Consider the following 23,008-nt stretch of genomic DNA (forward strand, 5'->3'; position numbering starts at 1 on the left):
GCACTCTGCGCGCGATAGAGGTCAGTCGCGGTCCGCAATCTCGGGTGGATCGTGATTTCGCTGGTCAGGGGTACCTCGTGTATCTTGGAACGGTTGCCGACGCAGGCGACCCTCCTGTCACGGACAGTCCGTGGCCGATGAGCCCATAGGAGGTGATGTGGTCACATGCGTCATTATGAATTGATGGTCATCCTCGACCCGAGTCTCGACGAGCGCACCGTTGCACCGTCCCTGGATACGTTCCTGAACGTGATCCGGAGTGATGGCGGCAAGGTCGACAACGTCGATATCTGGGGCAAGCGCCGTCTTGCCTACGAGATCGCCAAGCACAGCGAGGGCATCTACGCCGTCATCGACCTGAATGCCGAGCCGCAGACCGTCAGCGAACTGGATCGTCAGCTGAAGCTGAACGAGTCGGTGCTGCGCACCAAGGTTCTCCGGAAGTAGTCCACATACTTTCTGGATGCGCCGAGTTAGTCGGTACCGGACCTTAGGGTGAATACCTGAAGGCAGGTCGCGAATCGTCGCGGCCGAGACGTCCGGTGCACATCGATCAACGAGTGCCCAACCACGACCAAGGGGAGACACATGGCAGGCGAAACAGTCATCACCGTTGTAGGCAATCTGACCGCTGAACCCGAGCTGCGGTTCACCCCGTCGGGTGCCGCGGTCGCCAGCTTCACGGTGGCCTCCACTCCGCGCACCTTCGATCGCGAGACCCGCGAATGGAAGGACGGCGAGGCGCTGTTCTTGCGCTGCAGCATCTGGCGCGAAGCGGCGGAGAACGTGACCGAAAGTCTGACCAAGGGCACCCGGGTCATCGTGCAAGGACGCCTCAAGCAGCGTTCCTTCGAAACCCGTGAGGGCGAGAAGCGCACGGTGATGGAACTCGATGTCGATGAGATCGGTCCCTCGCTGAGATTTGCCACCGCGTCGGTCAACCGGGCCTCGCGTGGCGGATCATCCGGTGGCGGCAATTTCGGTTCGTCCGGCGGCTCGGGCCGCAGCGGCGGAGCGGGACAGTCCGCACCCGAGGATCCGTGGGGCAGCGCCCCCGCGAGCGCGTCCTCGGCCGGTGGCGGGGACGACGAACCACCATTCTGAACATTTTTGACTGGAGCAATACATGGCTAAGCAAAAGGGCGGCCGGAAGCCGCGCGTCGAAAAGGTCGTCAAGACCAAGGCGTGCTCCTTCTGCAAGGACAAGAACACCAAGATCGACTACAAGGACACCGCGCTACTGCGCCGCTTCCTGTCCGACCGCGGCAAGATCCGTTCGCGTCGGGTGACCGGGAACTGCGTTCAGCACCAGCGTGATGTCGCGGTGGCCGTCAAGAACTCGCGCGAGGTGGCGCTTCTGCCGTTCACCTCGACCAGCCGATAAGCCGAAGGGAGAGAACACGAAATGAAGCTCATCCTGACTGCTGCCGTGGAAAACCTCGGCGAGGCCGGCGATTCCGTCGAGGTCAAGGACGGTTACGGCCGTAACTATCTGCTGCCCCGCGGCCTGGCCATCAAGGCCAGCCGCGGCGCCGAGAAGCAGGTCGCCGACATCCGCCGGGCGCAGGCCGTCCGCGAGGTCCGCGGTCTCGAACACGCCAACGAGCTCAAGCAGGCGATCGAGAACCTGTCCGGCGTCTCGCTGACGGTGAAGACCCACAACTCGGGCAAGCTGTTCGGCTCGGTCACCGCGGCCGACGTGGCCGGTGCGATCCGCACCGCCGGCGGCCCGGCTGTCGACAAGCGCAACGTGGAGCTGCCGAAGGGCCACATCAAGGCCACCGGCACCTTCCCGGTCGTGGTGAATCTGCACCCCGACGTCGCCGCCACCGTCGAGCTGGCTGTCGTCGCCAGCTGATAAGGCGCTCGATAAGCCTGAGGTATAACGGTTTTCGGCCTGCCAGGTGCGCACATGCGTACCCGGCAGGCCGAACTGTTTGTGCCGGAGCCTACGTCGGTGGTGCGGGCGTGGCCGGGAGCTGACTCGAACCCCGCAGTCTCGGGGGCAGATACTGTGGCGCGGGGTTGGCGTCCTGCGACTGATCCCCGGCGGGGTGGAAGAATTTGTGCCAGGCCGGAGTGAAAATCAGTGCCCGCGAGCCGGTCCGGCACGCGACCTCATTCGCGCTCGGTACCGTGCAGGTGACGCCGGCGATCGTGACGCGTTGGCCGACCCCCAGCACCGGTGGACGAAAACCGGTTCTGGAGCCGAAGTGGTACGTCGGGGCGAGTGGCCAATTGGTGCGCACCCAGTACGGGCCCGTCTGGTCGCCGGAGATGACCGCGCCGAGGGTCTTCGATATCAGTGTGTCGGCCGGTGCGGTGGCCGGGCTGCCCTGGCAGCCGACGTATCGGTACTGGGGGCCGACCTGGCACCGGTAGCGACCGGTGGTGAAGAACGAGCGCCCATTGTCGCCGTAGGCGAGCGAACGGAAGGCATCCGGGTTCACCGGCGTGTACCGGCCCAGATCGAATTCGGTGGGCAGCGGGGGCGGTGGCGCCGCGGACGCGGTCGACGCCATCGCCACGGGAGTTCCGAGGGCAACGGTGGCGCTCACGCCGAGCACGGCGAGCGCGCGCGTCACCCGGCCGAACCGTCGGATACTGGGCACGGCGCCCATTGCATCACATGGCGGGGATGCGCGTGCGCGGTTTCCCGCGTCTGGGGCTGGTGACCGTGCACGTCGCCGGCGGGGCGACATGGGGGAGTCGACAACTGTTCGCCATCGGTGGCACATGCTGCGTTCAAGGTCTGGTAAACGGCCAGTGATCGCCGTCACTCGCAACACGCCCGACGGCGCCGATCAAGCGACACGCCGGGGAAGTGCAAAACTCGCCACTGTGGAATTACGCTACCGCCGCTGACCTGCGTTTATGAAGAAAATCCGTCTGACATTCCCCAACCTATCCACAACATCCACACAGGGACGCACAGGACGCGCGGCAACCGTCCACAATTGCCTAACAGGTTCGTCCACAAGCGCGTTTGAACGTGCGCCGGACACCTCCTAGGGTCACCTCTCAGGTGATCGGCAGGTTGCCCCGACGGCAGCAGCGGCACGCCTTGTCGGTGGCATCGGGTACTGAATATCTCAAAGACATCATGGGGAGGCCGACCGCAAAGGTCGGCACGATTCGACGCGAGAGGTGGGCTCGGTGGCGGTTGTCGACGATCGTGGGCACGGCGCCTCGCGGGATTCCGGACGCGGCGGTTCCGGTGGTTTCGACGATGCCGCGATCCCGGCCGAGGAGTTCGGCCGGCAACCACCACAGGACATGGCGGCCGAGCAGTCCGTGCTGGGCGGCATGATGCTGTCGAAGGACGCGATCGCCGACGTCGTCGAGAAGATCCGTCCCGCCGACTTCTACCGGCCCGCCCATCAGGCCGTCTACGACGCGATCCTCGAGCTGTACGGCAAGGGCGAGCCCGCCGACGCCGTCACCGTCGCCGCCGAACTCGATCGTGCCGGCGAGCTGCGCCGCGTCGGCGGTGCGCCGTATCTGCACACGCTGATCTCCACTGTGCCCACTGCGGCCAACGCCGGCTTCTACGCCGAGATCGTGGCGGAGAAGGCCATTCTCCGACGCCTGGTGGAGGCCGGGACCAGGATCGTGCAGTTCGGCTACTCCGGCGCCGACGGCGGCCAGGACGTCGCCGAGGTCGTCGACCGCGCGCAGGCCGAGGTGTACGAGGTGACCGAGCGGCGCACCGCCGAGGACTACGTGCCGCTCGAAGAGTTGCTGCAGCCGACGATGGACGAGATCGACTCGATCGCGTCCCGCGGGGGTCTGTCCCTCGGCGTGCCAACAGGATTCGCCGACCTCGACAAGCTGACCAACGGCCTGCACCCGGGGCAGATGATCATCGTCGCCGCGCGTCCCGGCGTCGGCAAGGCCCTGTCTCTCGACACCCCGCTGCCCACGCCGACCGGCTGGACCACAATGGGTCGCGTCGCCGTCGGCGACACCCTGCTCGACGCGCACGGACGGCCGACGCGTGTGGTCGCGGCCACCGAGGTGATGACCGACCGCCCATGCTTCGAGGTGGAGTTCTCCGACGGCAACGTCATCCTCGCCGACGCCTGGCACGAGTGGGCGGTCGAGGTGGACAGCACCCCGCAGGTGCTCACCACCGAGGGGCTGTATGCCCATGTCGGCTCGGCGTTCATTCGCAATGCCAAGCCGCTCGACTTGCCGCGCAAGCGGTTTGCCTATGGGCCGTACACTGTCGCCGCGCTGGCCGGGATGGCCTTCGACGACCCGGAGATCGGCATGCGCATCGACGCCGAGGGGCCCGTCGACGTGATGACCCTGATGGCCGACCTCGGCGGCCGTATCCCGTACGAGTACCTCCGCGGTTCGATCGCGCAACGCCGCGCCCTGCTCGCCGGGCTGCTCGACGCACGCGCGAGCGTCGACGACGACGGCTGGATCACCGTGCCCGCCGCCACCCGCCACATGACGGAGGTGGTCGCCGACCTCGTCGCCGGACTCGGGTACACCTACCGCCGGTCGGCCACCGGCTGGTTGCGCGTCGACGCCGACGACGACGTCTTCACCGTCCACCACAAGGCGTTGCGGCACAAGGAACTCCGACGCCCCGCTGGGGTTCGGCGGATCGTCGCCGTACGGCCGGTCGACAGTGCCCCGGTGCGGTGCGTGCAGGTCGACAACGCCGACCACCTGTTCCTCGCCGGTGAGGCGATGGTGCCCACGCACAATTCGACCCTCGCCATGGACTTCCTGCGCTCCTGCTCGATTCAGCACCAGATGACCGGGGCGATGTTCTCGCTGGAGATGAGTAAGGTCGAGATCGTCATGCGACTGCTGTCGGCGGAGGCCAAGGTCAAGCTCGGCGACATGCGTGGCGGCTCGATGACCGACGACGACTGGACGCGGCTGGCCCGCCGGATGGGTGAGATCTCCGAGGCGCCACTGTTCATCGACGACTCCCCGAACCTCACCATGATGGAGATCCGCGCCAAGGCGCGGCGCCTCAAACAGCGCAACGACCTCAAACTCGTCGTCGTGGACTACATGCAGCTGATGACGTCGGGCAAGAAAGTCGAATCCCGACAGCAAGAGGTCTCCGAGTTCTCCCGCCAATTGAAGCTTCTCGCAAAGGAACTCGAAGTACCCGTCGTCGCGATCAGCCAGCTCAACCGTGGCCCCGAGCAGCGCACCGACAAGAAACCTCAGGTATCGGATCTGCGCGAGTCGGGATGTCTGCCGGCGTCGACGCGCATTCTGCGTGCCGACAACGGCTCCGAGGTGACCCTCGGTGAACTCCTGGAGACCGGAGAGCAGCCGCTCGTCTGGTCGTTGGACGAGCGCATGCGTATGGTGGCCCGGCCGATGGTCAAGGTCTTCCCCAGCGGACGCAAAGAAGTGTTCCGCGTACGGATGGCGTCGGGGCGCGTGGTCGAGGCGACGGGCAACCACCCGTTCCTCACCATCGATGGGTGGATTCCGTTGGCGGAGATCGGTGTCGGCGAATCCATTGCGGTGCCGCGGAGTATTCCGGAACCGATCGCCGCAAGTGCGTATCCCGCCGGCCACGTGCGGAGTCTGTCGACACCGGCCGTCGTGGAGATGCTGCGCGAGTTGTTCTGCGAGTCTGCAGTTCTCGATGAGGAGTGGTGCCTCCAGGCGGCGTCGGACGCCGAGGCGCTTGACCTCATATACCTGCTTGCGCGGGTGGGAACGTTCTCATCGGTCAGCGAGACCGCCGACGGCGTCCTGACGGTGACGGTCTCCGGGTACGACCAACTCTCCCACCTCGCTGAGGTATTGGATATCGCTGCGCCACAACGGTTCAGCAAAATCGATGAAAGCGGCGCACGGACGGCCTCCCGACGGCTGCACAAACTCCTCGACTCACCGGAACTTGTGCCCGCGGGCAGCGGTGCCGGTCGTAGCACTGGGGCCATGGGGCATGGTCGTTCGGTGCTGCGCGAGATTTCGGATCTACTCGATTCCGAGAGCATCGACCTCACCGTCAGCAACGACGTCTATTGGGATGAGATCAGCGAGATCGAATCCATCGGTATTCAAGACGTCTATGACGGCACAGTTCCCGGAACGCACAACTTCATCGCCGATGGAGTCGCTGTCCACAACAGCCTCGAGCAGGACGCCGATATGGTGATCCTGCTGCACCGCCCGGACGCATTCGAACGCGACGACCCGCGCGCCGGTGAAGCCGACATCATCGTCGGCAAGCACCGCAACGGCCCCACCGCCACGATCACCGTTGCGCACCAACTGCATCTGAGTCGGTTCGTCGACATGGCGCGGGGGTAGTGGGGGTAGGTTCTCATCAGAATCAGGGTGAGAGGAAGTGTGGTCCCAGCGCGGTTCTGCCGGTTCCCTGCTCTATATGACCACGACTGCAACCTCTACATTGTCCCACGATTGGCCTGACACACCGACATCCCCCGAGGGCTGGATTTCTCGAGCTGGTGAAGTCGCACAGCTCCTCGCTGTCGACGCCGCCGCTCGCGACAAGGGTAATACCGCACCCCACGACGAGGTACAACTCCTCAAAGACTCTGGCTTGGTCACATTGCTCGGACCGGTCGAACACGGTGGCGCGGGCCAGGATTGGCCAACGGCTTACCAGGTCATCCGACGCATCGCTGCTGCCGACGGATCCATCGGCCAGCTGCTCGGCTACCACCTGCTCTGGTTTTGGGCGGCCCGCCTGGTCGGCACACCTGAGCAGATCGAAGCCGTGGAAACCGATGCGACGAAGAACAAATGGTTCTTCGGAGGCGCGGTCAACCCCCGTGACAACGATGTTGCGGTCGCCGACGAAGGCGACACCATCGTCTTCGACGGCAGCAAGACGTTCTCCACCGGCAGCCGCGTTTCCGACGTCACCGTCCTCGAAGGGGTCCTGACCGGTAGCGATGACCATGTCTTCGCCATCGTGCCGTCGAACATCAAGGGGCTGACGTTCCATGACGACTGGGACAACATCGGTCAACGCCAGACCGAGAGCGGCAGCGTCACCATCGACAAGGTGCGTGTCGACTGGGCAAGTGCAGCAGGATACGTGGACAAGCAGTTCCAGCCACGCGTCTACAACACCCTCAACGTCCCGACCATTCAGCTGGTCTTCGTCAACTTCTACCTCGGTATTGCGCGAGGCGCTCTCGAAGAGGCCGCGGCGTACACCAAGGAGAAGACCCGGGCATGGCTGCACAGCACCGTCGACAAGGCGATCGACGAGCCGTACATCATCGACATCTACGGCGACCTAGCATCGAAACTGTGGGCCACCGAGGCGCTTGCTGACGCAGTTGCGTTGGAAGGTAAGAAGATTCACGACAACGCATGGAATGTGACAGCCGAGGAACGCGGAGAGCACGAGGTGCGCGTCGCCGCCGTGAAGGCGCGAGCAACCGAGGTCTCGCTCGAAATCACCTCAACCATATTCGAGGCTCTCGGCGCTCGTGCGACAGCGAGCAAGTACGGCTTCGACCGCTTCTGGCGCAACGTAAGGACGCACACTCTGCACGATCCCGTCGCGTACAAGCGTCGAGAAGTCGGCCGTTGGGTGCTGACCGCAGAACTGCCTGAGCCGACCTGGTACTCGTAATTCCATACCAACCTCGGCGCACGGTGGCGGCCTCGGTGAATGCGTATGCCGAGAGCGGACCTTGGGTCGAGTGCGGAGGGTCAGGTCGGTCCGGGCCGGAATCGCCGAAGTGCGTCGGCGAGTTCGTTCGGCGCCTCCAGCGGAATGAGATGTCCGGTACCGGGGATGATCGAGAATTCGACGTCGGAGAGGTAGGGCAGCAGGTTGTCGCGGAGCACGGCGACGGGCTCCACCACGTCGTGCTCGCCGGCGAGCACGAGCACCCGGACACCGATCGTGCGTGTGTGTTCGGTGATGTCTTCGGCGATACCGTGCAAGGGCCACTCGGTGCGCGCGTCGTCGTCGACCCAGGAGCGGGAATCGGTCAGGACCTGCTCTGCAATCGTCTCGGACAGCGTCGTCGCGGTGAGGATCTGGTCGCGTGCGCCGATGGCGGATTCGTCGGTGTCGTATGCGTGGGAGAGGGATTCGCGGTAGGCGGGGGTGATTCCGGCGGGCGGCGCGGCGGGACCGGAGGCGACGAGGACGATTCCGCGTAGCCCGTCCGGGTGGGTTGCCGCGACCATTTGTGCGACCTTCCCGCCCATCGAATGCCCGACGAGGACATAGTCGGTCAGTTGTTCGCGTTCGATGACCGATAGCGTGTCCTCGGCGAGTCGACGGAGCGCATAGGGCCCGGGGAGGTCGCGTGAGCGGCTCCAGCCGCGAGCATCGATGGCGAGAATGTCGCGCCCGGGGAGATGGTCGATCACGAGATTCCACGTGCGGGCCGAGCCGCCCCAGTAGTGCAGGAAGACCAGTGTCGGACCGGTGCCGCGGCGGTGGTCATAAGCGGGCAGCGATGCCTGCTGGAGTGTAGTCATGAGGCTCCTCCGATCGGTGGTGTCGGTGTGCGTTCGTGCTGCTTCCATTGGAACTCGGTGGTCCGGTGCGCGCATCGGCACGAATGGACGTCTGATGGTGGAAACTGGACAGATGTCGAGGATCAAGCAGATGACGTTCGAGCTCACCGGGCGGGGTACCTCCACGGTCGAGACGATGACCTTCGATCAGTTGCGCTCGATGAACGATGGCGGGACCCAACGCGCGGACTTTCATGTGGTCGCACTCGTCGACGGCGGTCTCGGCTCGGTCACGATCGATTTCCGCCGGTATCCGCTCGAGCGCCGGTCCGCGGTCTGGATCGCGCCCGGGTCGGTGCACCAATGGGACGACTTCGGTGACCTCGACGGGCACCTCAACCTGTTTGTCCCGACGGCACCGGTGACGGCAGCAACCCGTGAGCTGGTGTCGGCCACCGATCTGGCCGCGTGGTGGCGTGTGTCGGCTGAACAGTGGCCATTGATCGACGTCGCTCGTACCCATCTGGTCCTCGAGACCGAGCGGGCGTCGGGAAGCGATTCGTCCGAGCTCCCGGCGATCCTGTTGTCCGCGTTCGTTACCCGACTACGACGACCGGACCAGGGAGCGCACCCCACGAACCCGGTGTTCCGCGCATTTCGTGCGAGCGTAGAAGCGAACTTCCGTCGACATCACGATGTCGGCTATTACGCCGGTGTCCTCGGGTACTCGGCCCGAACGCTCTCGCGGGCGGCCTATCAGGCCACCGGCCGGAGCGCGAAGGCCTACATCGTCGATCGCATTGTCCTGGAAGCGAAAAGGCTTCTCGCCCACGACCGTCTCAGCGCGGCGAGTTGTGCTGCTGCCCTCGGCTTTCCCGACGCGTCCAACTTTTCGGTGTTCTTTCGGAAGACTACCGGTCTGCGACCAGGAGCCTGGCAGACTGCGACGATCTGATCCTCTGGACAGTGCCTGACGTCGAGGACATCGGTGAACAACATTCCAATCCTCACCGAAGGTGGCAATTGGCGATCACATGAGTGCGAAGCCACCTATCAAAGGCGAATTCAGAGGTGAACGAAAGAGTTGACATGCGGGACTCAGCAAACTGACCGAAATTCGCACGAGCGCCACCTGGCGCAGAATGGCTCGAGAATTTTCAGGGCTGAAGGCTGTCACGCACACCGGTTGCAGCGTCATGGCTACGAGCCTGTGATGAGTATGAGACCAGCCCACCACGAAAACCACTGCGTCCCAGGAGGGCCGGTACCAGCCGGCATCCGACCCCGGAATCGATGTCGGAATGTCGGCGCATCCTCGGCGAGAGGCAAGTACTCTATGCCGGTTTCAGTGCAAATGCCGGATATTTCGACCGGCAGGTTTCGGCGTGGTCGGCTTCTTCGGTTCCCCAAGAGTTCACCGCGCGTTCTCCGTGGCGGCTGGTTACGCCTGTTAACTTCCTCGAGCAATTCGAGAAACCATGAGGAGCGAGATGGGCCACAAGCGTTCGAAATCCAGAGTCCGATTAATAGGCGGAGCCGCCGCGATCGTCGCGACCGCACTGGTCGCATCGGCGTGCGGGTCCGATTCATCGGATTCCGCGTCGAGCTCAGGCGCTGCGGCGGCCGACAAGGGCAAGCACGTGCTCCTGCTGTCGGTCGACGGGCTACACCAGGCCGATCTCGTGGCGTACGTGGGCAAGCATCCCGACTCCGCATTGGCGGCACTCACCAAGCGCGGCACCGAGTTCACCAACGCGCAGACCCCGATCCTCTCGGACAGCTTTCCGGGCACCGTCGGGCAGGTGACCGGCGGAAATCCGCAGACCACGGGCATCTATTACGACGATTCCTTCGACCGCACGCTGCTCGCGCCCGGCACCACGCAGTGCGCCGGCGCGAAGACCGGCGGCCATATGGAACTCACCGAGGAGCTGGACAAGGATACGCACAGGATCGACGCGGGCCAGGGCCTCGCCAATCTGCCGGATTCGGTGGGTGGCATGACCGCCGCACCGCAAAACCTGCTCGATCCGGCGAAGCTCCCCGTCGACCCGAATACCTGTAAACCGGTGCAGCCGTGGAACCTGCTGCGCGTCAACACGATCTTCGGTGTCGCGCACGGAGCCGGCCTGCGTACGGCGTGGTCCGACAAGCACCCCGCCTACTCGATCCTCGCGGGGCCTGGCGACGGCACCACAATCGATGACCTGTTCACCCCGGAGATCGACTCGTCTGTCGACGGCACCGAAGACGGGAAAACGTGGGCGTCGGACAACGGGCTGACGCAGCGGTACGACACGTACAAGGTCACCGCCCTGCTCAACGAGATCGAGGGCAAGGACCACTCGGGGAAGAACTCGGTGGGCGTGCCCGCGATCTTCGGCATGAACTTCCAGTCGGTGTCGACGGCACAGAAGCTGCCCACCTCGGGCGGGCAGCGCGGTGGCTACGAGCCCGACGGCGTGACGCCCGGCCCCGTGCTTGCCTCAGCGCTCGACTTCGTGAATACCCAGGTCGGCAAGCTCCTCGACAAGCTCAAAGCCGCTGGCGCCGAGCAGAGTACGACAGTCGTCCTGACGTCCAAGCACGGGCAGTCGCCGACGAAGCCGGGCGACTTCCGCCGGATCGACGACGGGAAGATCGTCGACGACGTGAACGCCGCGTGGGCCGCCGGGCACCCGGGTGCGCCAAAACTCGTCGAGCATTCGGTGAACGACGACGTGATGCTCTGGTGGCTCTCGGATCGCAGTGAGACGGCGCAGCAGTTGGTGCGCGAACGGCTGGGCGCGGCCTCCGGCACCGGCTACGACATCAACGGCAACCCCGTGCCCTACGTGAAGGCGGGCCTGGCCCAGGTGAAGGTCGGCGCCGATGCAGCCGCCTACTTCGGTGTGCCCGTCACAGATTCGCGTGTGCCGGACGTCGTGGGCCTCGTCGATCCCGGCGTGGTCTACGCGGGTAAGCCGTCGAAGATCGCTGAGCACGGCGGCAGTCAGCCCACCGACCGCGACGTGCCACTCATCGTCGCCGGGCCCGGCTTCGCTGCCGCCACCTCGGATCAGCAGGTCGAGACCACGCAGATCGCGCCCACTGTGCTCACCGCGCTGGGCCTGGACCCGAACCAGCTGCAGGCAGTCCGCGCCGAGGGCACCAAGGCGCTGCAGAAGTAGCCGGGCGCGCCGCGGTAGCGGTGCCGCGGGTGGGAACATGGCCCACCCCGCGGTCCGGGCTGCCGCAAGCTAGCCGGCGCAGTGTGTTGAAGCCGGATCAGGACCGCCGGCGATGCGAGCGACGACTCCGTCGGTGATGTTGAAGGCGAGTTGGCCCTGTGGGAGTGTGACGAGATAGCCGGGTCGGGAGAACGGGCCGGTCTCTGGAATCGGCTGCGCGTCAGGATAGGTGGCGGTCACTTTGCTTTCCGGATCACCGAGGCCGACGCCCTTTTCACTGGTGACTGCCGGGTCGGAAGTACTGGTGCCCGCCGCGACCACACAACTGACCGGGTCGCCATCTACGTAGAGTCTGTTCTGCCTTCCCATCGACGGTCCACGTGCGCCGTCGCCGATGGGTACGAACGTCAATCCGGTTGCCGCATCGGCCTGCTCGACTGTCATGCCCACTTTCACCACGCCCAGCGACGTGGGCGTGATCGTCAAGCCGCTATCGGTCCAGGCGCCCGACGCCTGTTGCGTGGTGACCGACGGTATGGGGTTGCCGGTGGGTGTGGTGACCGACGGTGTGGGGCTGCCGGTGGGTGTCGTGGTCGAAGTCGGTGGCTCGCTCTCCGGTGAGCCGTCGGTGGAGCATGCCGCCGCACAGCACAGTAGTGCCGCACATGCGATGGCCGGCAACGTTCGATCCAGTCGCATGGCGTTCTCCTCGATTGCGTGGTTGCAGCGTTTCGAAGACTAGCCACCGACCGCCACATCCGACGTCGAACCGAACTGTGGAAGCGCAACTTTCGTACGTTCGGACGATATGGGCCGTACTTTGCGTTCTCGTCCTTGACGACAGAGGTCAACCGCCTAAAGATCCACGACTGCCGCGACTCATCGCGGAATTACGCACGGCGAGTGCCCAATTCGTCAGTCTGTGGGAGACCGAGCCCGACGCGCCGATCCTCGAACCGTTCCGGCACAAGGTGATCGAGCATCCCGACGTGGGCCCGATCGCCGTCGACTGCGACACCCTCGTGACTACTCGTGCGGGGCCGCGGCCGCCGCTGCGACGAGCGCACTGTTGATCGAGATCTCCCCGCGCATACCCGGCGCCGCCACCATGTCGCCGACAAGATAGACGTCGTCGCCTCGTGCGACGGCCGGCCGGTCGTGCCAGGTCTGGCCGGGTAGGTCTAGGGCGCCGGTTCGGTCCTTGGCCACAGCTGTCCGGTGAAATGTGGTCCGCTCCCGTCGATGTGGCAACACTTGGTCGGCGAGGTGCTCGAGGCGCTGGTGCGCGGCGGCATGCGCTTCACCCTCGCGAACCGGCATCTGCAGCTGGTAGAGCGCTTCACCGGCGGGCGCCACCGAATCGTCTTGCACGCTATAGCTTTCATGGAAGCCGCCCTCGTCGAGGTCGAAGACGAGTTTGGAGTCGTGGCGATCCTCGGTGACGGCGACGTCGAGCAGGACGGCGTGGCCGCTGGTCCAGGTCAGCGAGTCGTCGCCGAGGAGGCGACGCGCGGCGGCGAGTTCGGTGGCCACGATCACCGGGCCGTCGGTCGGCAACGTGTCGATGCGCGTCGAGGCGTGGATGTCGACACCGAGTTCGGTGGCGCGGGCAACCATTCGGTCGATAACGGTCTGCCAGCCACCGCGCACCCACCGCACCGCCGGCGGGCGCGGCCCGAAGACCCGCTGGAACAGCCCCCAGACGAATGCCGCGGAGAGCCGCCCGGTGTCGGCGTCATAGGTGGCCACGCTGATGGCGTTGGCCATCTGACGGGCGGTCTGCTCGCCCCATCGCTCCGCGGCCCAGGTGTGGAAGTCGGTGTCGACGGGCGCCTTGAGGCCGGAGCGTATCTGGGCGCGCAGCACGCGCAGCGGCGGCACGGCCCGGAGGCGTCCGTCGGCGCGGAAGCGCAACAGCGAGGTGAGACTCGACGGCCCCGGCCATCCCAGACCATCGACGAATCCACGCGTCTTGAGCCAGGTGTAGTGGGGTCCGTCGGCGTAGAAGACGTGGGCGCCTTCATGTGCCACGTAGGGCGCCGGGGTGGCGCGACCGCGGCCGCCGAGGTGTTCGTGGGCTTCGAAAATCTTCACAGCAGAGCCGGTTTCGGCGCAGGCGATGGCGGCGGTGAGGCCGCCGATCCCGCCGCCGATCACGTTGATGCGTCGGGCCATGGGTGCGGTCCTTTCCCGGGGAATCGGAAACGAGCAGGCGCCGCGGGGTGCGGCCGGCGATCATCTCGGCGATGGCGCGGAATTGCCACGATTCGTACGGCGCTCCCGTTCCTGGACGCGTGCCGAAGGGCGAATCACACTGGGTCTGGCCGGTGCGACGATGGCCCCATCGGGTGCCTTCCGAAGGTGAATGCCTACTTGTATCGAAGCGTCTGCCGCTGTGATCCACAAGGCTGAGCCGCAACCCTGTGATCAGTCCGACAACAGCGCCGTGACCGCCTCGCGCACCAGACTTGCGCGTTTGCGGGGACCGGGCAGGTCGGCGACCGCGCTGAGCTCGTCGGTGAGGTCGGTCCACACCGCGGCGAGCTGCAGCACCAACGCCAGGAGAACGGCAGGCGGATAGCGGCGCGTGAGTCGGCCGTCGGCCTGCGCGCGGGCGATCTCGTCGACCTTGTGCCGACTGCTGCCGAGGACGGCGTCGACGAGGGGAGCGTTGCCGCGTTCGAGCCGGTGCCACGTCGCGAGGCGCTTGATGTCGGGATACTTCGCATAGCGCGCCACGAGTTTGGCGGCGTAGCCGGGAAGGTCGTCTACATCGATGGGCAGCGTCGCCGCCGTGCTGTCGACGATGTCGGTGAGCACCGCGTCGAACAGCTTTTCCTTGCTGCCGAAGTAGTGGTAGATCTGCGCCTTGTTGCTCTCGGCGTTCGTCGCGATGCGATCGACTCTCGCTCCGGCGATTCCGTGGGTGGCGAATTCCGCGCGGGCCGCCGACAGGAGACGGGCCCGGGTGGCCGCGGCGTCTCTGATCATCACCACAGACTAGCAACTGACCATTCGGTTGATTCGCATCCGACGCAGGGCTACTCTTGACCTATCCGATCAGCTAACCGGTTAGTTGACTCGCGTCGTAGGAGAACATCACCGTCCGCACTCGCGGACCGATCACCCTTGCCCCACTCCGGATAGAGGAACCATGACCGCTCTGATCTCGACGCCGTTCGGCGCCGATGCAACCGCTGCCGACGTCCTCACCGGCGTCGACCTGACCGGTCGACGCGCCGTCGTGACAGGTGGGGCCGCCGGTCTCGGCCTGGAGACGGCGCGGGCGCTTGCCGCGGCCGGCGCGCAGGTGACGATCGCCGCGCGCCGGCTCGACGTGGCGCGCTCGGCGGCTGACGACCTCGCCGAGAGCACCGGAAATCCCCACATCGACGCGCGGAGTCTCGATCTCGCCGACCTGCAGTCGGTCGCCGACTTCGTCGGCGGCTGGTCGGGTCCGCTGCACATCCTGGTCGACAACGCCGGGGTGATGGCCACGCCGTTCCAGCGCACGGCCCAGGGGCACGAGCTGCAGTTCGGCACCAACCACCTCGGTCACTTCGCGCTGACCGTCGGGCTGTACGGCGCACTCGCAGCCGCCGACGGGGCGCGCGTGGTGGTGGTGAGTTCGGTGGGCCACATCAACGGCGGAATCGACTTCGAGGACATCGACTTTCACGAACGGCACTACGACCCGTGGCTCGCCTACGCCCAGTCGAAGACCGCGAATGTGCTCTTCGCCGTGGAGGCTGCTCGCCGCTGGGCAGCCGATCACATCGCGGTGAACGCACTCAACCCCGGACGGATCTGGGGTACGGGCCTGTCGCGGTATGTGGACACACCGCCGGAATCCTTCGATCCGTCGGCCGCGACCGGGGTGTCGGTGAAGACCGTCGAGCAAGGCGCGGCGACATCGGTCCTGCTGGCGGCGTCGCCACTCGTCGACGGCGTCACCGGCCGGTACTTCGAGGACTGTCAGGAAGCGGAGTCGCATCAGGACGGCGTCCGGCGCGGTGTCGCGGCGTACGCCCTCGACATCGAAGACGCTCGTCGGCTCTGGGACCTGTCGGTCGGGATGACGGCGCGGCCCGTACGCAGTTAGCGCCATCCGCCGGATCGTTCTCAGCGCAACTCAGCGTCTCCACAAGGTGCGGTGGCGACGCTGGATTCGGGTCCTCCACTCGGGATGGCCCGAAAGATCAAGGAGGACAGCATGACAGAACACAGGAGAGTCGGCCGTGTTCGTCGCTTGGCCGTGGGCGTCGGAGCGGCGGCGATACTCGCGGTGGGCACCGGATTCGGGGTGGCTCATGCGATGACGAGCGCGCCACCGGCCGCGAGCCCGACGGTGGGATCGTCGGTGGACCGGCCTGAGCCCGGCGACGTACCCGACGTCGGCAACCACCCCGATGGATCGGGTCACGACGCCACAGTCGATCGCGGCGGACCCGCGGACCAGCACGAACTCGGGGATCGGCCCGATTCGTCCGGTCAACCGGATCCGGCGGAGCCCGGGGACACCCCGGACACAACCGGATAGGCAAGGCAAGGGTCTCGGCGGTGTCATGGCTTGGCACCGCCGAGGCCCAATGGCGTCGATCGGATGCGGTGAACCCGAGTAACGTGCCCTCGGGACGCTTCGGTCGGTCGATGGGAAATACCCGGACAAGGGTGGTGCAGGCGGCGTGCGTGTTCTCGTGGTCGACGATGATCAGAATTTCGCCGAGACGGTGCGGCGGATGATGGTGGCCGAGGGCTGGGTGGTCGACGTCGTGCACGACGGGGCCACCGGCTTCGAGAAGGCGAGCACCGAGCGATTCGATGTGGTGGTCCTCGACATCATGATGCCCGGGCGCAACGGGTACGAGGTGGTGCGGGATCTGCGGGCCGCCGGGGTGTGGACCCCGGTGCTGATGTTGACGGCCAAAGACGGTGACTACGACCAGGCCGACGCATTCGATTTCGGCGCGGACGATTACCTGACGAAGCCGTTCTCGGTCGTGGTGCTGATCGCGCGGATGCGTGCGCTGGCGCGTCGCGGAGCACCAGAACGGCCGGCCGTGCTGACCGCCGGATCATTGTCGCTGGACCCGGCCGGGCATACCGCCTGGCGTCACGGGCAGGAGTTGACGTTGACGCCTCGGGAATTCGCGATGCTGGCGTTCCTGATGCGCCACAAGGGTCAGGTGGTGACGAAGGCCGAGATCTTGGATTCGGTGTGGGACATCAACTATCGCGGGGACGAAAACGTTGTCGAGGTGTACGTCAGCTATCTGCGGCGACGGATCGACGCACCCTTCGGGTGCAAGGCGATCGAGACGGTTCGCGGTGTCGGCTACCGACTGGCCGCAGACGGCGGCGGTTGAAGTCTGACAACCGAATTCACTCCTCGTGCAGCGCAACAGGATCGTCGCGGGTGGCATCGGGCCAGGCGGCGACCGGCAGGGCGAAGCCGATGGCCGCGCCGCCTGCGGGTGAGTCGCCCACGATCACCTCACCGTGATGCGCCCGGATGATCTCGGTGACGATCGCCAGACCCAGGCCGGACCCGCCGTGACGTTCCCGGGCGGTGTCGAGGCGCACGAATCTTTCGGCGACTCTGGGTTTGTCGGCGTCGGGTATCCCGGGGCCGTCGTCGGCGACGGTGACCGATACCTGGGTTCCGGCGTCGTCGAGTGTCATCGAGAATCCCAGACGATCGCGGGCGTGGTGGGTGGCGTTGTCGGCGATGTTGCGGAGCGCACGCGCGAGCTTTTCGGGGTCGCCGCGGACGCGGACGGCGACGATGTGCGCGTCGATCGTGAACCGGCCCAACGATTCGAGTCGGGTGATCTCTGCGCTGACGATCTCGTCGAGGTCGACGTCGGTGACCTGCAGGGGCACACCGCTTTCGTCGGCGCGCGCGAGCAGTAGCAGATCCGACACCATCGACTGCAGGCGAAGCGCTTCCGGCATCATCACGGTATTGACGGTGTCGGGGTCGATGGGCTGGCCGGTGGCACGCGCGAGGTCGAGCAGACCGACCAGGGTGGCCAGTGGACTGTTGAGTTCGTGCGACGCGTCGTTGACGAACTGCACCTGTCGAGCCCTGGCCGTGTCGAGGCGATCGAGCATCGCGTTCATCGTGCTGGCGAGCGTGGCGATCTCGTCGCCGGTGGCAGGTTCGGGGACACGGTGATTCACGCCCTCACCGGAGATCTCCTCGACCTGGCGGCGGATATCCTCCACCGGCGCGAGCGCGCGGCCGACAAAGTAGTAGGTCAGTATCGCGATACCGATCACGATGATCGGGAACACGATGCAACACATGAGTCCGACGACGAGCACCAGCCAGTCGATCGGTCGTTCCAGCGCACCGACCTCGATCGTCACCGGACCGTCGGGTGTGTGCACTCCGAGGACGGTGCCCCGATATTCCGGTCCGTTCGGCGTGGTGGTCGCGCCGTCGACGATGGCCGATTCGCCGACGGGAACGGCCGGGGCCAGCCGCGCGGTGGGGGTCGGGCTGCTGCTCAACTGAACTCGGCCGGCCGCGTCGACGATCTGCACAAGGTTGATGTCGCGGGTGGGCGCGAGCAGTGACCTGTCGACGCCGCGGACGCCTTCGGTGGAGAGCACATCGGCGATCTGATGGGCGCGTGAGGTTGTCGCGCCGTCGGCCGAACGCAGCAAGATCTGGTGGATGGCGACGACGAGGATCACCGCGGCGATACCGAGCGCGAGCGTGACCAAGGCGGTGGCGAGCAAGGTCAGCCTGGCCCGGACAGGTCGTAGTCGACGACTCAACCAGTGGGGCACGCGAAGCATTCGGGCGTGCATCCTTTGACAGTAGCCATCGGCGCCCCTGCGCGATCCATCGTCCAACTCAGCGTTCCCTAAGGAACGCCGGGTGAGGATGCAGGCGTGCAATCGGGAACCAGTCAGCGCCTGTGCGCCGGAATCCTCCTATTGGCGGTGTGCCTGGCGGGAGTCGGCTTGGCGTATCGCGGTGGACCCATCGGGATCGATCAGCCGGTGATGACATGGATGGCCGGGCATCAGCGCAATTCCCTTGTCCCACTGGTATCTGCGCTGTCCGATGTGTTCAGCCCGATCGCGGTCGTCGGGTGGACGGTCCTCATCGCGGTGGCATTGTTCATCCGCGACCGGGCGGTGGGTCGGCCATTGGCGATCATCGGAGCCGTCGCCACGGCCGGTGTCGTCACCGAGATCGTGAAACTCGTTGTCGCACGGCCGCGTCCGCCGATGGCCTATCACGCGGGCGTCAGCGAGATGACGTATTCCTATCCGTCCGCGCATGTCACCGGAACCACCGCGCTGACGGTCACCGCGGCGCTGATCGTCTCCGCCGGGGCGCACCGCTACGTCCGGGCCGTGGCCCTCGGTCTGGCAACGGCGATCAGCGTTCTGGCTGCGGCGACACGGCTGTACCTCGGTGTGCATTGGTGCTCCGACGTTGTTGCGGCATTCGCGGTCGGCGTGGCATCGGCCCTGGTGGTCCCCGCCGCCGCGGATGCGCTCATGAACGACCTCCGCCGCCGCCGACCTGCCGGGCTGCCCCAATGGTTCACCTCACCCTCAACATCCTCGACGTCCTCGACGAAAGACGGCGTCAAACATGTTCACTAGCACCACGGGCGCGGGCCTGGGTACGCGGGCGCTGAGTAAGGTCCCCGAGGTCACGATCTACTTCTGGGTGATCAAGATCCTCGCGACCACGGTGGGCGAGACCGCCGCCGACTATCTCAACATGACCTTGGGTCTCGGACTGCGGTCGACCACCGTCGTCGCCGTCGTCCTGCTCGTGATCACCCTGGCGGCGCAATTCATGGTCAGCCGCTACATTCCGGCGCTGTACTGGTGGACTGTGCTGTTGATCAGCGTCACCGGGACCCTGATCACCGACAACCTGACCGACGCGCTCGGGGTGCCGTTGGCGGTGACGACCATCGTGTTCGCGATCGCGTTGGTGGTGGTCTTCACGGTGTGGTACCTCAGCGAAGGCACCTTGTCGATTCATTCGATCCGTACCCGCCGCCGCGAGGCGTTCTACTGGTTGGCGATCCTGGTGACGTTCGCTCTCGGCACCGCAGCCGGTGATCTGATCTCCGAGAAGCTGGCGCTGGGATACCTCACCTCGTTGATCATCTTCGCGACCGTGATCGCCGTGATCGCCGTCGGGCACTATTGCCTCGCTCTGAACGCAGTGGTCGCGTTCTGGGCGGCCTACATCGTGACCCGTCCGCTCGGCGCGTCGTTGGGAGACCTGCTGACCCAGCCGCGATCCGACGGTGGGCTCGGGGTGGGGACGACACTGACCAATGTGGTTTTCCTGGTGATCATCATCGCTCTCGTCGGCTACCTCAGTGCGACGAAGGTCGACCGCATCGAGCAACGCACACCGCCAGCGGTCCGCAACGCGGATGACGACGCGCGCAACCGTGCCCGGAGTCGACTCAGCGTCCGTTAAGCACTCCCGGAGCACGGTGACCAGATGAGTAGTCGCAGATACCGATGGGTCGTGGCCGGGGTGGCCTTCGTGCTGGTGGCAGCGTTTGGGGTGTACCTCGGGACCACGCACGGCGCCCCCACCGCGCTGGACCGGTCGGTGATGGACACCGTCACCGGTCTCCGGAGGCCGACGCTCACATCGGTGATCAAGGACGTGACGGTCATCTTCAGTCCGCTCGCCGTCGCGATCTGGACCGCGCTGCTCGCGGCCCTCCTGCTCTGGCGCGACAGGTCGCTGGTCAGAGCCCTGCCGGTGCTGGTGACGGTGGCCGCGGCGGGAGTCGTCGGCGAGATCGTCAAACTCGCCGTGAGCCGGCCGCGTCCACCGGCGATCGATCAGCTCGGCGCGGCGGAGACCACGTATTCGTATCCGTCCGGCCATGTGATCGGTACGACGGCCCTGGTGGTTGTGGCGGTATCGGTGTGCGCCGCATCGGTGGGTGCGCGGGTTGCTGCGGGCTGTCTGGCCGCGGCGACGGTGGTGGTGTGCGCGGCGACGCGGCTCTACCTCGGCGCGCACTGGGTGACCGATGTGCTCGCCGCGATCTGCGTCGGCGTCGGGGTGGCACTGGTCGTCCCGGTTGTTCTCGCCGCCGTAATCGGTCGATTGGCGCCGCATCTACCGGCGTGGGTCGGTGTGCCGGCCGCGAATGCCGGGAGCAAGGCATGACCGCTCGGCACGTCGCGATCACCGTGGGCGGTGTACTCGTCGCGGTGGGGCTCCTGCTGCTGGGCTACCTGCTCACCCCGCACCACATGGACGGTGACTGGTTACCCGACACCGCCGGATGGGTTGCCACACAACGGCATTTCGGGCATCACTGACAAACGTCATCGTGCCGGCACTCAGACCATGTCGTGCGCGACCAGCTCGACGGTCACGGCGACGGCGATCGCGCTGACCGCCAGCAAGGCGATCAGCACGAACAGTTGCATCACCGCGGCGGTGGTCGTCGACGCGCCGCCGAGCACCATTCCGACGAAGGCCCCGGGTATGGTCACGAGCCCGACCGAGCGGGTTTGGTCGAGTCCTGGAATGAGGGCGGTCGACGCGGCGGTGCGGATGATCTCGAGACGGGCGTCCCGTTCACTGAAGCCGAGTGAGCGGGCCGCATCCACCTCTCCATGGCGCGTGCGCAACTCGTCGTCGGCGCGTCGCCCGGCGAGCGAGGTCGTGTTCATCGCACCACCGAACATGATCCCGGCCGTCGGGATGATCGCGATCCCGGAGGCCGGGATGACGCCGATGGCCACCAGGACGCCGACCACGACGATCGTGGGCACCGCAACCGGGACGAGACACGTCGCAGCAAGACGAATGCTTTTGCGCCCGTGGGCGATCCGTCCGGCCGAGGTCCACGCCGCGGCGAGCGCCATGACCACCACGAACAGTGCCGATGCCCACAGCCGGGTGATGACGACCGCGAGAATGGCTGCGAGCGCAGCCAATTGGATCACCGCACGTACGACCGCGACGCCGGTGTCGGCGCCCAGGCCGGAACCCGACCACCGGTTGATCGCCACGGCCACGACGACCAGTACCACCAAGACCACGACGAGCGCCGGGCCGACGTGGATCAGCACACTGTTCGGGTGGGTAGTCATGATCGGGTGGGGGTCTCCACGTCTGCACTCCTGTTCGGTGGTTCATGGTCGCTGAACTCCGGATTGGAGCGTAGTTCATGGTGGTGACACGCTGAACATATGCAAAACCCGCCATGTGGGGGTAAGACAGACAGAGAGGGGGCCTTGAGGACTGCAACCGCGAACTGCGACCACATGAAGGGCGATGTCAGATGAAGGCACTGCAGATAGTCAAGCCGCAAACCGAACCGGAACTGCGCGAGGTGGACAAGCCGACGCCGGGCCCCGGCCAGGTGTTGCTCAAGGTGACCGCCGCCGGTGCCTGCCATTCCGACGACTTCGTCCTGAATCTGCCTCCGGACAAGTTCGAGTTCCCGCTGCCGATGACCCTCGGCCATGAGGGCGTCGGCGTGGTAGCCGAACTGGGACAAGGTGTTTCGTCGATCGACGAGGGTGCCGCAGTCGCCGTCTACGGCCCGTGGGGCTGTGGTGTGTGCCACTTCTGTGCGCAGGGCCTCGAGAACTATTGCTCCCGCAAGGAGGATCTGGGCATCTATCCGCCCGGGCTCGGGAACAACGGCGCGATGGCCGAGTACGTGATCGTCGACGATCCGCGTCACCTCGTACCGATCGGTGATCTCGACCCGGTGACGACCGTGCCACTGACCGATGCCGGCCTCACCCCGTATCACGCGATCAAGGCGTCGTTGCCCAAACTGCTCGGCGGCAGCACCGCCGTCGTCATCGGTTCCGGCGGCCTGGGCCACGTCGCCATTCAGCTGCTGCGCCATCTCACACCAGCCCACGTCATCGCCCTCGACGTCACCGAGGACAAGCTGAAGTTCGCCAAGGAAGTCGGCGCCCAGGACGCCGTACTCAGCGACAAGGATGCGGTCGAGAACGTACGGAAGATCGTCGGAAAAGACGGTGCGACAGCTGTTTTCGACTTTGTCGGCTATCAGCCGACCATCGACACGGCGATGGGTATCGTCAGCACCGAGGGCGATGTGTCGATCGTCGGCCTCGGCGACGGCCAGGCCGCGGCCAAGGTCGGCCAGTGGGCCCAGCCCTACGAGGTGGCGGTACGCGCACCCTACTGGGGATCTCGCTCGGAATTCATCGAGGTTCTCGATCTGGCGCGCGACGGTGTCCTCGACGTCGCGGTCGAGAAGTTCACCCTCGACAAGGCCGTCGACGCCTATCGGAAGTTGGCCGCCAACGATCTGCGCGGCCGCGCGGTGGTGGTTCCGGAGTAGGACCGCGCACCACGGGCCCGAGGCCGACGGCTGCCGTCACGT

25 protein-coding genes are annotated in these 23,008 nt (G+C 65.9%); 18 read left to right on the forward strand and 7 right to left on the reverse strand.

The window, feature by feature from the left end; translation table 11 throughout:
* Positions 1-165 precede the first annotated feature (165 nt).
* From rpsF to rplI, 4 genes are all read left to right on the forward strand, one after another.
* On the forward strand, positions 166-447 hold the full coding sequence (gene rpsF / locus ACLQ3C_RS16725; RefSeq protein WP_425706210.1) for a 30S ribosomal protein S6: 282 nt from the start codon (positions 166-168) through the stop codon (positions 445-447).
* Between the two features lie 141 nt (positions 448-588).
* Positions 589-1,104 carry a single-stranded DNA-binding protein gene (locus ACLQ3C_RS16730; protein ID WP_425706211.1) on the forward strand — a complete coding sequence of 172 codons (516 nt, stop codon included), beginning with the start codon at positions 589-591 and terminating at the stop codon, positions 1,102-1,104.
* 22 nt (positions 1,105-1,126) lie between these two features.
* The gene (gene rpsR, locus ACLQ3C_RS16735) at positions 1,127-1,384 is read left to right on the forward strand and encodes a 30S ribosomal protein S18 (protein ID WP_425706212.1); all 258 of its coding nucleotides are present in this window, start codon (positions 1,127-1,129) and stop codon (positions 1,382-1,384) included.
* 21 nt (positions 1,385-1,405) lie between these two features.
* Positions 1,406-1,858, forward strand: coding sequence for a 50S ribosomal protein L9 (gene rplI, locus ACLQ3C_RS16740; RefSeq protein ID WP_425706213.1), 453 nt, complete (start codon positions 1,406-1,408; stop codon positions 1,856-1,858).
* 91 nt (positions 1,859-1,949) lie between these two features.
* Here the strand turns inward: rplI and ACLQ3C_RS16745 are convergent, their stop codons facing one another.
* Positions 1,950-2,621 carry a hypothetical protein gene (locus ACLQ3C_RS16745; RefSeq protein WP_425706214.1) on the reverse strand — a complete coding sequence of 224 codons (672 nt, stop codon included), beginning with the start codon at positions 2,619-2,621 and terminating at the stop codon, positions 1,950-1,952.
* A 535-nt stretch (positions 2,622-3,156) separates the two neighbouring features.
* Here ACLQ3C_RS16745 and dnaB point away from each other — a divergent pair.
* Both dnaB and ACLQ3C_RS16755 read left to right on the forward strand, forming a co-directional pair.
* On the forward strand, positions 3,157-6,303 hold the full coding sequence (gene dnaB / locus ACLQ3C_RS16750) for a replicative DNA helicase (protein WP_425706215.1): 3,147 nt from the start codon (positions 3,157-3,159) through the stop codon (positions 6,301-6,303).
* A gap of 76 nt (positions 6,304-6,379) precedes the next feature.
* The gene (locus tag ACLQ3C_RS16755) at positions 6,380-7,603 is read left to right on the forward strand and encodes an acyl-CoA dehydrogenase family protein (RefSeq protein WP_425706216.1); all 1,224 of its coding nucleotides are present in this window, start codon (positions 6,380-6,382) and stop codon (positions 7,601-7,603) included.
* Positions 7,604-7,683: 80 nt separating this feature from the next.
* Here the strand turns inward: ACLQ3C_RS16755 and ACLQ3C_RS16760 are convergent, their stop codons facing one another.
* Positions 7,684-8,466: an alpha/beta fold hydrolase gene (locus ACLQ3C_RS16760; RefSeq protein WP_425706217.1), complete on the reverse strand. Its 783-nt coding sequence runs from the start codon at positions 8,464-8,466 to the stop codon at positions 7,684-7,686.
* Positions 8,467-8,578: 112 nt separating this feature from the next.
* On the opposite strand from ACLQ3C_RS16760, the gene ACLQ3C_RS16765 reads away from it, so the two are divergent.
* Both ACLQ3C_RS16765 and ACLQ3C_RS16770 read left to right on the forward strand, forming a co-directional pair.
* The gene (locus ACLQ3C_RS16765; protein ID WP_425706218.1) at positions 8,579-9,400 is read left to right on the forward strand and encodes a helix-turn-helix domain-containing protein; all 822 of its coding nucleotides are present in this window, start codon (positions 8,579-8,581) and stop codon (positions 9,398-9,400) included.
* A 535-nt stretch (positions 9,401-9,935) separates the two neighbouring features.
* Complete coding sequence (locus tag ACLQ3C_RS16770; RefSeq protein WP_425706219.1) at positions 9,936-11,615, forward strand: alkaline phosphatase family protein; 1,680 nt, start codon at positions 9,936-9,938, stop codon at positions 11,613-11,615.
* Between the two features lie 69 nt (positions 11,616-11,684).
* On the opposite strand, the gene ACLQ3C_RS16775 is transcribed toward ACLQ3C_RS16770, so the two are convergent.
* Positions 11,685-12,059: a hypothetical protein gene (locus ACLQ3C_RS16775; protein WP_425706220.1), complete on the reverse strand. Its 375-nt coding sequence runs from the start codon at positions 12,057-12,059 to the stop codon at positions 11,685-11,687.
* On the opposite strand from ACLQ3C_RS16775, the gene ACLQ3C_RS16780 reads away from it, so the two are divergent.
* Positions 12,058-12,357 carry a hypothetical protein gene (locus tag ACLQ3C_RS16780; RefSeq protein ID WP_425706221.1) on the forward strand — a complete coding sequence of 100 codons (300 nt, stop codon included), beginning with the start codon at positions 12,058-12,060 and terminating at the stop codon, positions 12,355-12,357. The two genes, ACLQ3C_RS16775 and ACLQ3C_RS16780, sit on opposite strands and share 2 nt — an antisense overlap.
* Complete coding sequence (locus tag ACLQ3C_RS16785) at positions 12,281-12,688, forward strand: hypothetical protein (RefSeq protein ID WP_425706222.1); 408 nt, start codon at positions 12,281-12,283, stop codon at positions 12,686-12,688. The genes ACLQ3C_RS16780 and ACLQ3C_RS16785 overlap by 77 nt, the downstream gene beginning before the upstream one ends.
* On the opposite strand, the gene ACLQ3C_RS16790 is transcribed toward ACLQ3C_RS16785, so the two are convergent.
* Both ACLQ3C_RS16790 and ACLQ3C_RS16795 read right to left on the reverse strand, forming a co-directional pair.
* A complete protein-coding gene (locus tag ACLQ3C_RS16790; RefSeq protein WP_425706223.1) occupies positions 12,642-13,790 on the reverse strand; it encodes an NAD(P)-binding protein in 1,149 nt (382 codons plus the stop codon). The genes ACLQ3C_RS16785 and ACLQ3C_RS16790 overlap by 47 nt on opposite strands.
* A gap of 252 nt (positions 13,791-14,042) precedes the next feature.
* Positions 14,043-14,606: a TetR family transcriptional regulator gene (locus tag ACLQ3C_RS16795; protein WP_425706224.1), complete on the reverse strand. Its 564-nt coding sequence runs from the start codon at positions 14,604-14,606 to the stop codon at positions 14,043-14,045.
* A 163-nt stretch (positions 14,607-14,769) separates the two neighbouring features.
* On the opposite strand from ACLQ3C_RS16795, the gene ACLQ3C_RS16800 reads away from it, so the two are divergent.
* The 3 genes from ACLQ3C_RS16800 (at position 14,770) to ACLQ3C_RS16810 (ending at position 16,981) form a co-directional block, all read left to right on the forward strand.
* Positions 14,770-15,717: an SDR family NAD(P)-dependent oxidoreductase gene (locus ACLQ3C_RS16800; RefSeq protein WP_425706225.1), complete on the forward strand. Its 948-nt coding sequence runs from the start codon at positions 14,770-14,772 to the stop codon at positions 15,715-15,717.
* Positions 15,718-15,828: 111 nt separating this feature from the next.
* Positions 15,829-16,155 carry a hypothetical protein gene (locus ACLQ3C_RS16805; protein WP_425706226.1) on the forward strand — a complete coding sequence of 109 codons (327 nt, stop codon included), beginning with the start codon at positions 15,829-15,831 and terminating at the stop codon, positions 16,153-16,155.
* A 145-nt stretch (positions 16,156-16,300) separates the two neighbouring features.
* A complete protein-coding gene (locus tag ACLQ3C_RS16810) occupies positions 16,301-16,981 on the forward strand; it encodes a response regulator transcription factor (protein WP_425706227.1) in 681 nt (226 codons plus the stop codon).
* Positions 16,982-16,997: 16 nt separating this feature from the next.
* On the opposite strand, the gene ACLQ3C_RS16815 is transcribed toward ACLQ3C_RS16810, so the two are convergent.
* Positions 16,998-18,422 carry a sensor histidine kinase gene (locus ACLQ3C_RS16815; protein WP_425706228.1) on the reverse strand — a complete coding sequence of 475 codons (1,425 nt, stop codon included), beginning with the start codon at positions 18,420-18,422 and terminating at the stop codon, positions 16,998-17,000.
* Positions 18,423-18,518: 96 nt separating this feature from the next.
* Between ACLQ3C_RS16815 and ACLQ3C_RS16820 the strand changes: the two genes are divergently transcribed.
* The 4 genes from ACLQ3C_RS16820 to ACLQ3C_RS16835 are packed head-to-tail and all read left to right on the forward strand — an operon-like array spanning position 18,519 to position 20,951.
* The gene (locus tag ACLQ3C_RS16820) at positions 18,519-19,244 is read left to right on the forward strand and encodes a phosphatase PAP2 family protein (RefSeq protein ID WP_425706229.1); all 726 of its coding nucleotides are present in this window, start codon (positions 18,519-18,521) and stop codon (positions 19,242-19,244) included.
* Positions 19,234-20,085 carry a hypothetical protein gene (locus tag ACLQ3C_RS16825; RefSeq protein ID WP_425706230.1) on the forward strand — a complete coding sequence of 284 codons (852 nt, stop codon included), beginning with the start codon at positions 19,234-19,236 and terminating at the stop codon, positions 20,083-20,085. Before ACLQ3C_RS16820 ends, ACLQ3C_RS16825 begins: the two co-directional genes overlap by 11 nt.
* Positions 20,086-20,109: 24 nt before the next feature.
* Positions 20,110-20,796, forward strand: a complete 687-nt coding sequence (locus ACLQ3C_RS16830) for a phosphatase PAP2 family protein (protein WP_425706231.1) — start codon at positions 20,110-20,112, stop codon at positions 20,794-20,796.
* Positions 20,793-20,951 carry a hypothetical protein gene (locus ACLQ3C_RS16835; RefSeq protein ID WP_425706232.1) on the forward strand — a complete coding sequence of 53 codons (159 nt, stop codon included), beginning with the start codon at positions 20,793-20,795 and terminating at the stop codon, positions 20,949-20,951. The genes ACLQ3C_RS16830 and ACLQ3C_RS16835 overlap by 4 nt, the downstream gene beginning before the upstream one ends.
* 21 nt (positions 20,952-20,972) lie before the next feature.
* On the opposite strand, the gene ACLQ3C_RS16840 is transcribed toward ACLQ3C_RS16835, so the two are convergent.
* A complete protein-coding gene (locus tag ACLQ3C_RS16840; protein WP_425706233.1) occupies positions 20,973-21,731 on the reverse strand; it encodes an ABC transporter permease in 759 nt (252 codons plus the stop codon).
* 191 nt (positions 21,732-21,922) lie between these two features.
* Here ACLQ3C_RS16840 and ACLQ3C_RS16845 point away from each other — a divergent pair, with 191 nt between their 5' ends.
* Positions 21,923-22,966 carry an NAD(P)-dependent alcohol dehydrogenase gene (locus tag ACLQ3C_RS16845; RefSeq protein WP_425706234.1) on the forward strand — a complete coding sequence of 348 codons (1,044 nt, stop codon included), beginning with the start codon at positions 21,923-21,925 and terminating at the stop codon, positions 22,964-22,966.
* Positions 22,967-23,008: the final 42 nt, after the last annotated feature.

Origin of the sequence: Gordonia sp. DT30, assembly GCF_049844915.1 — a bacterium.
Taxonomy (GTDB): domain Bacteria; phylum Actinomycetota; class Actinomycetes; order Mycobacteriales; family Mycobacteriaceae; genus Gordonia.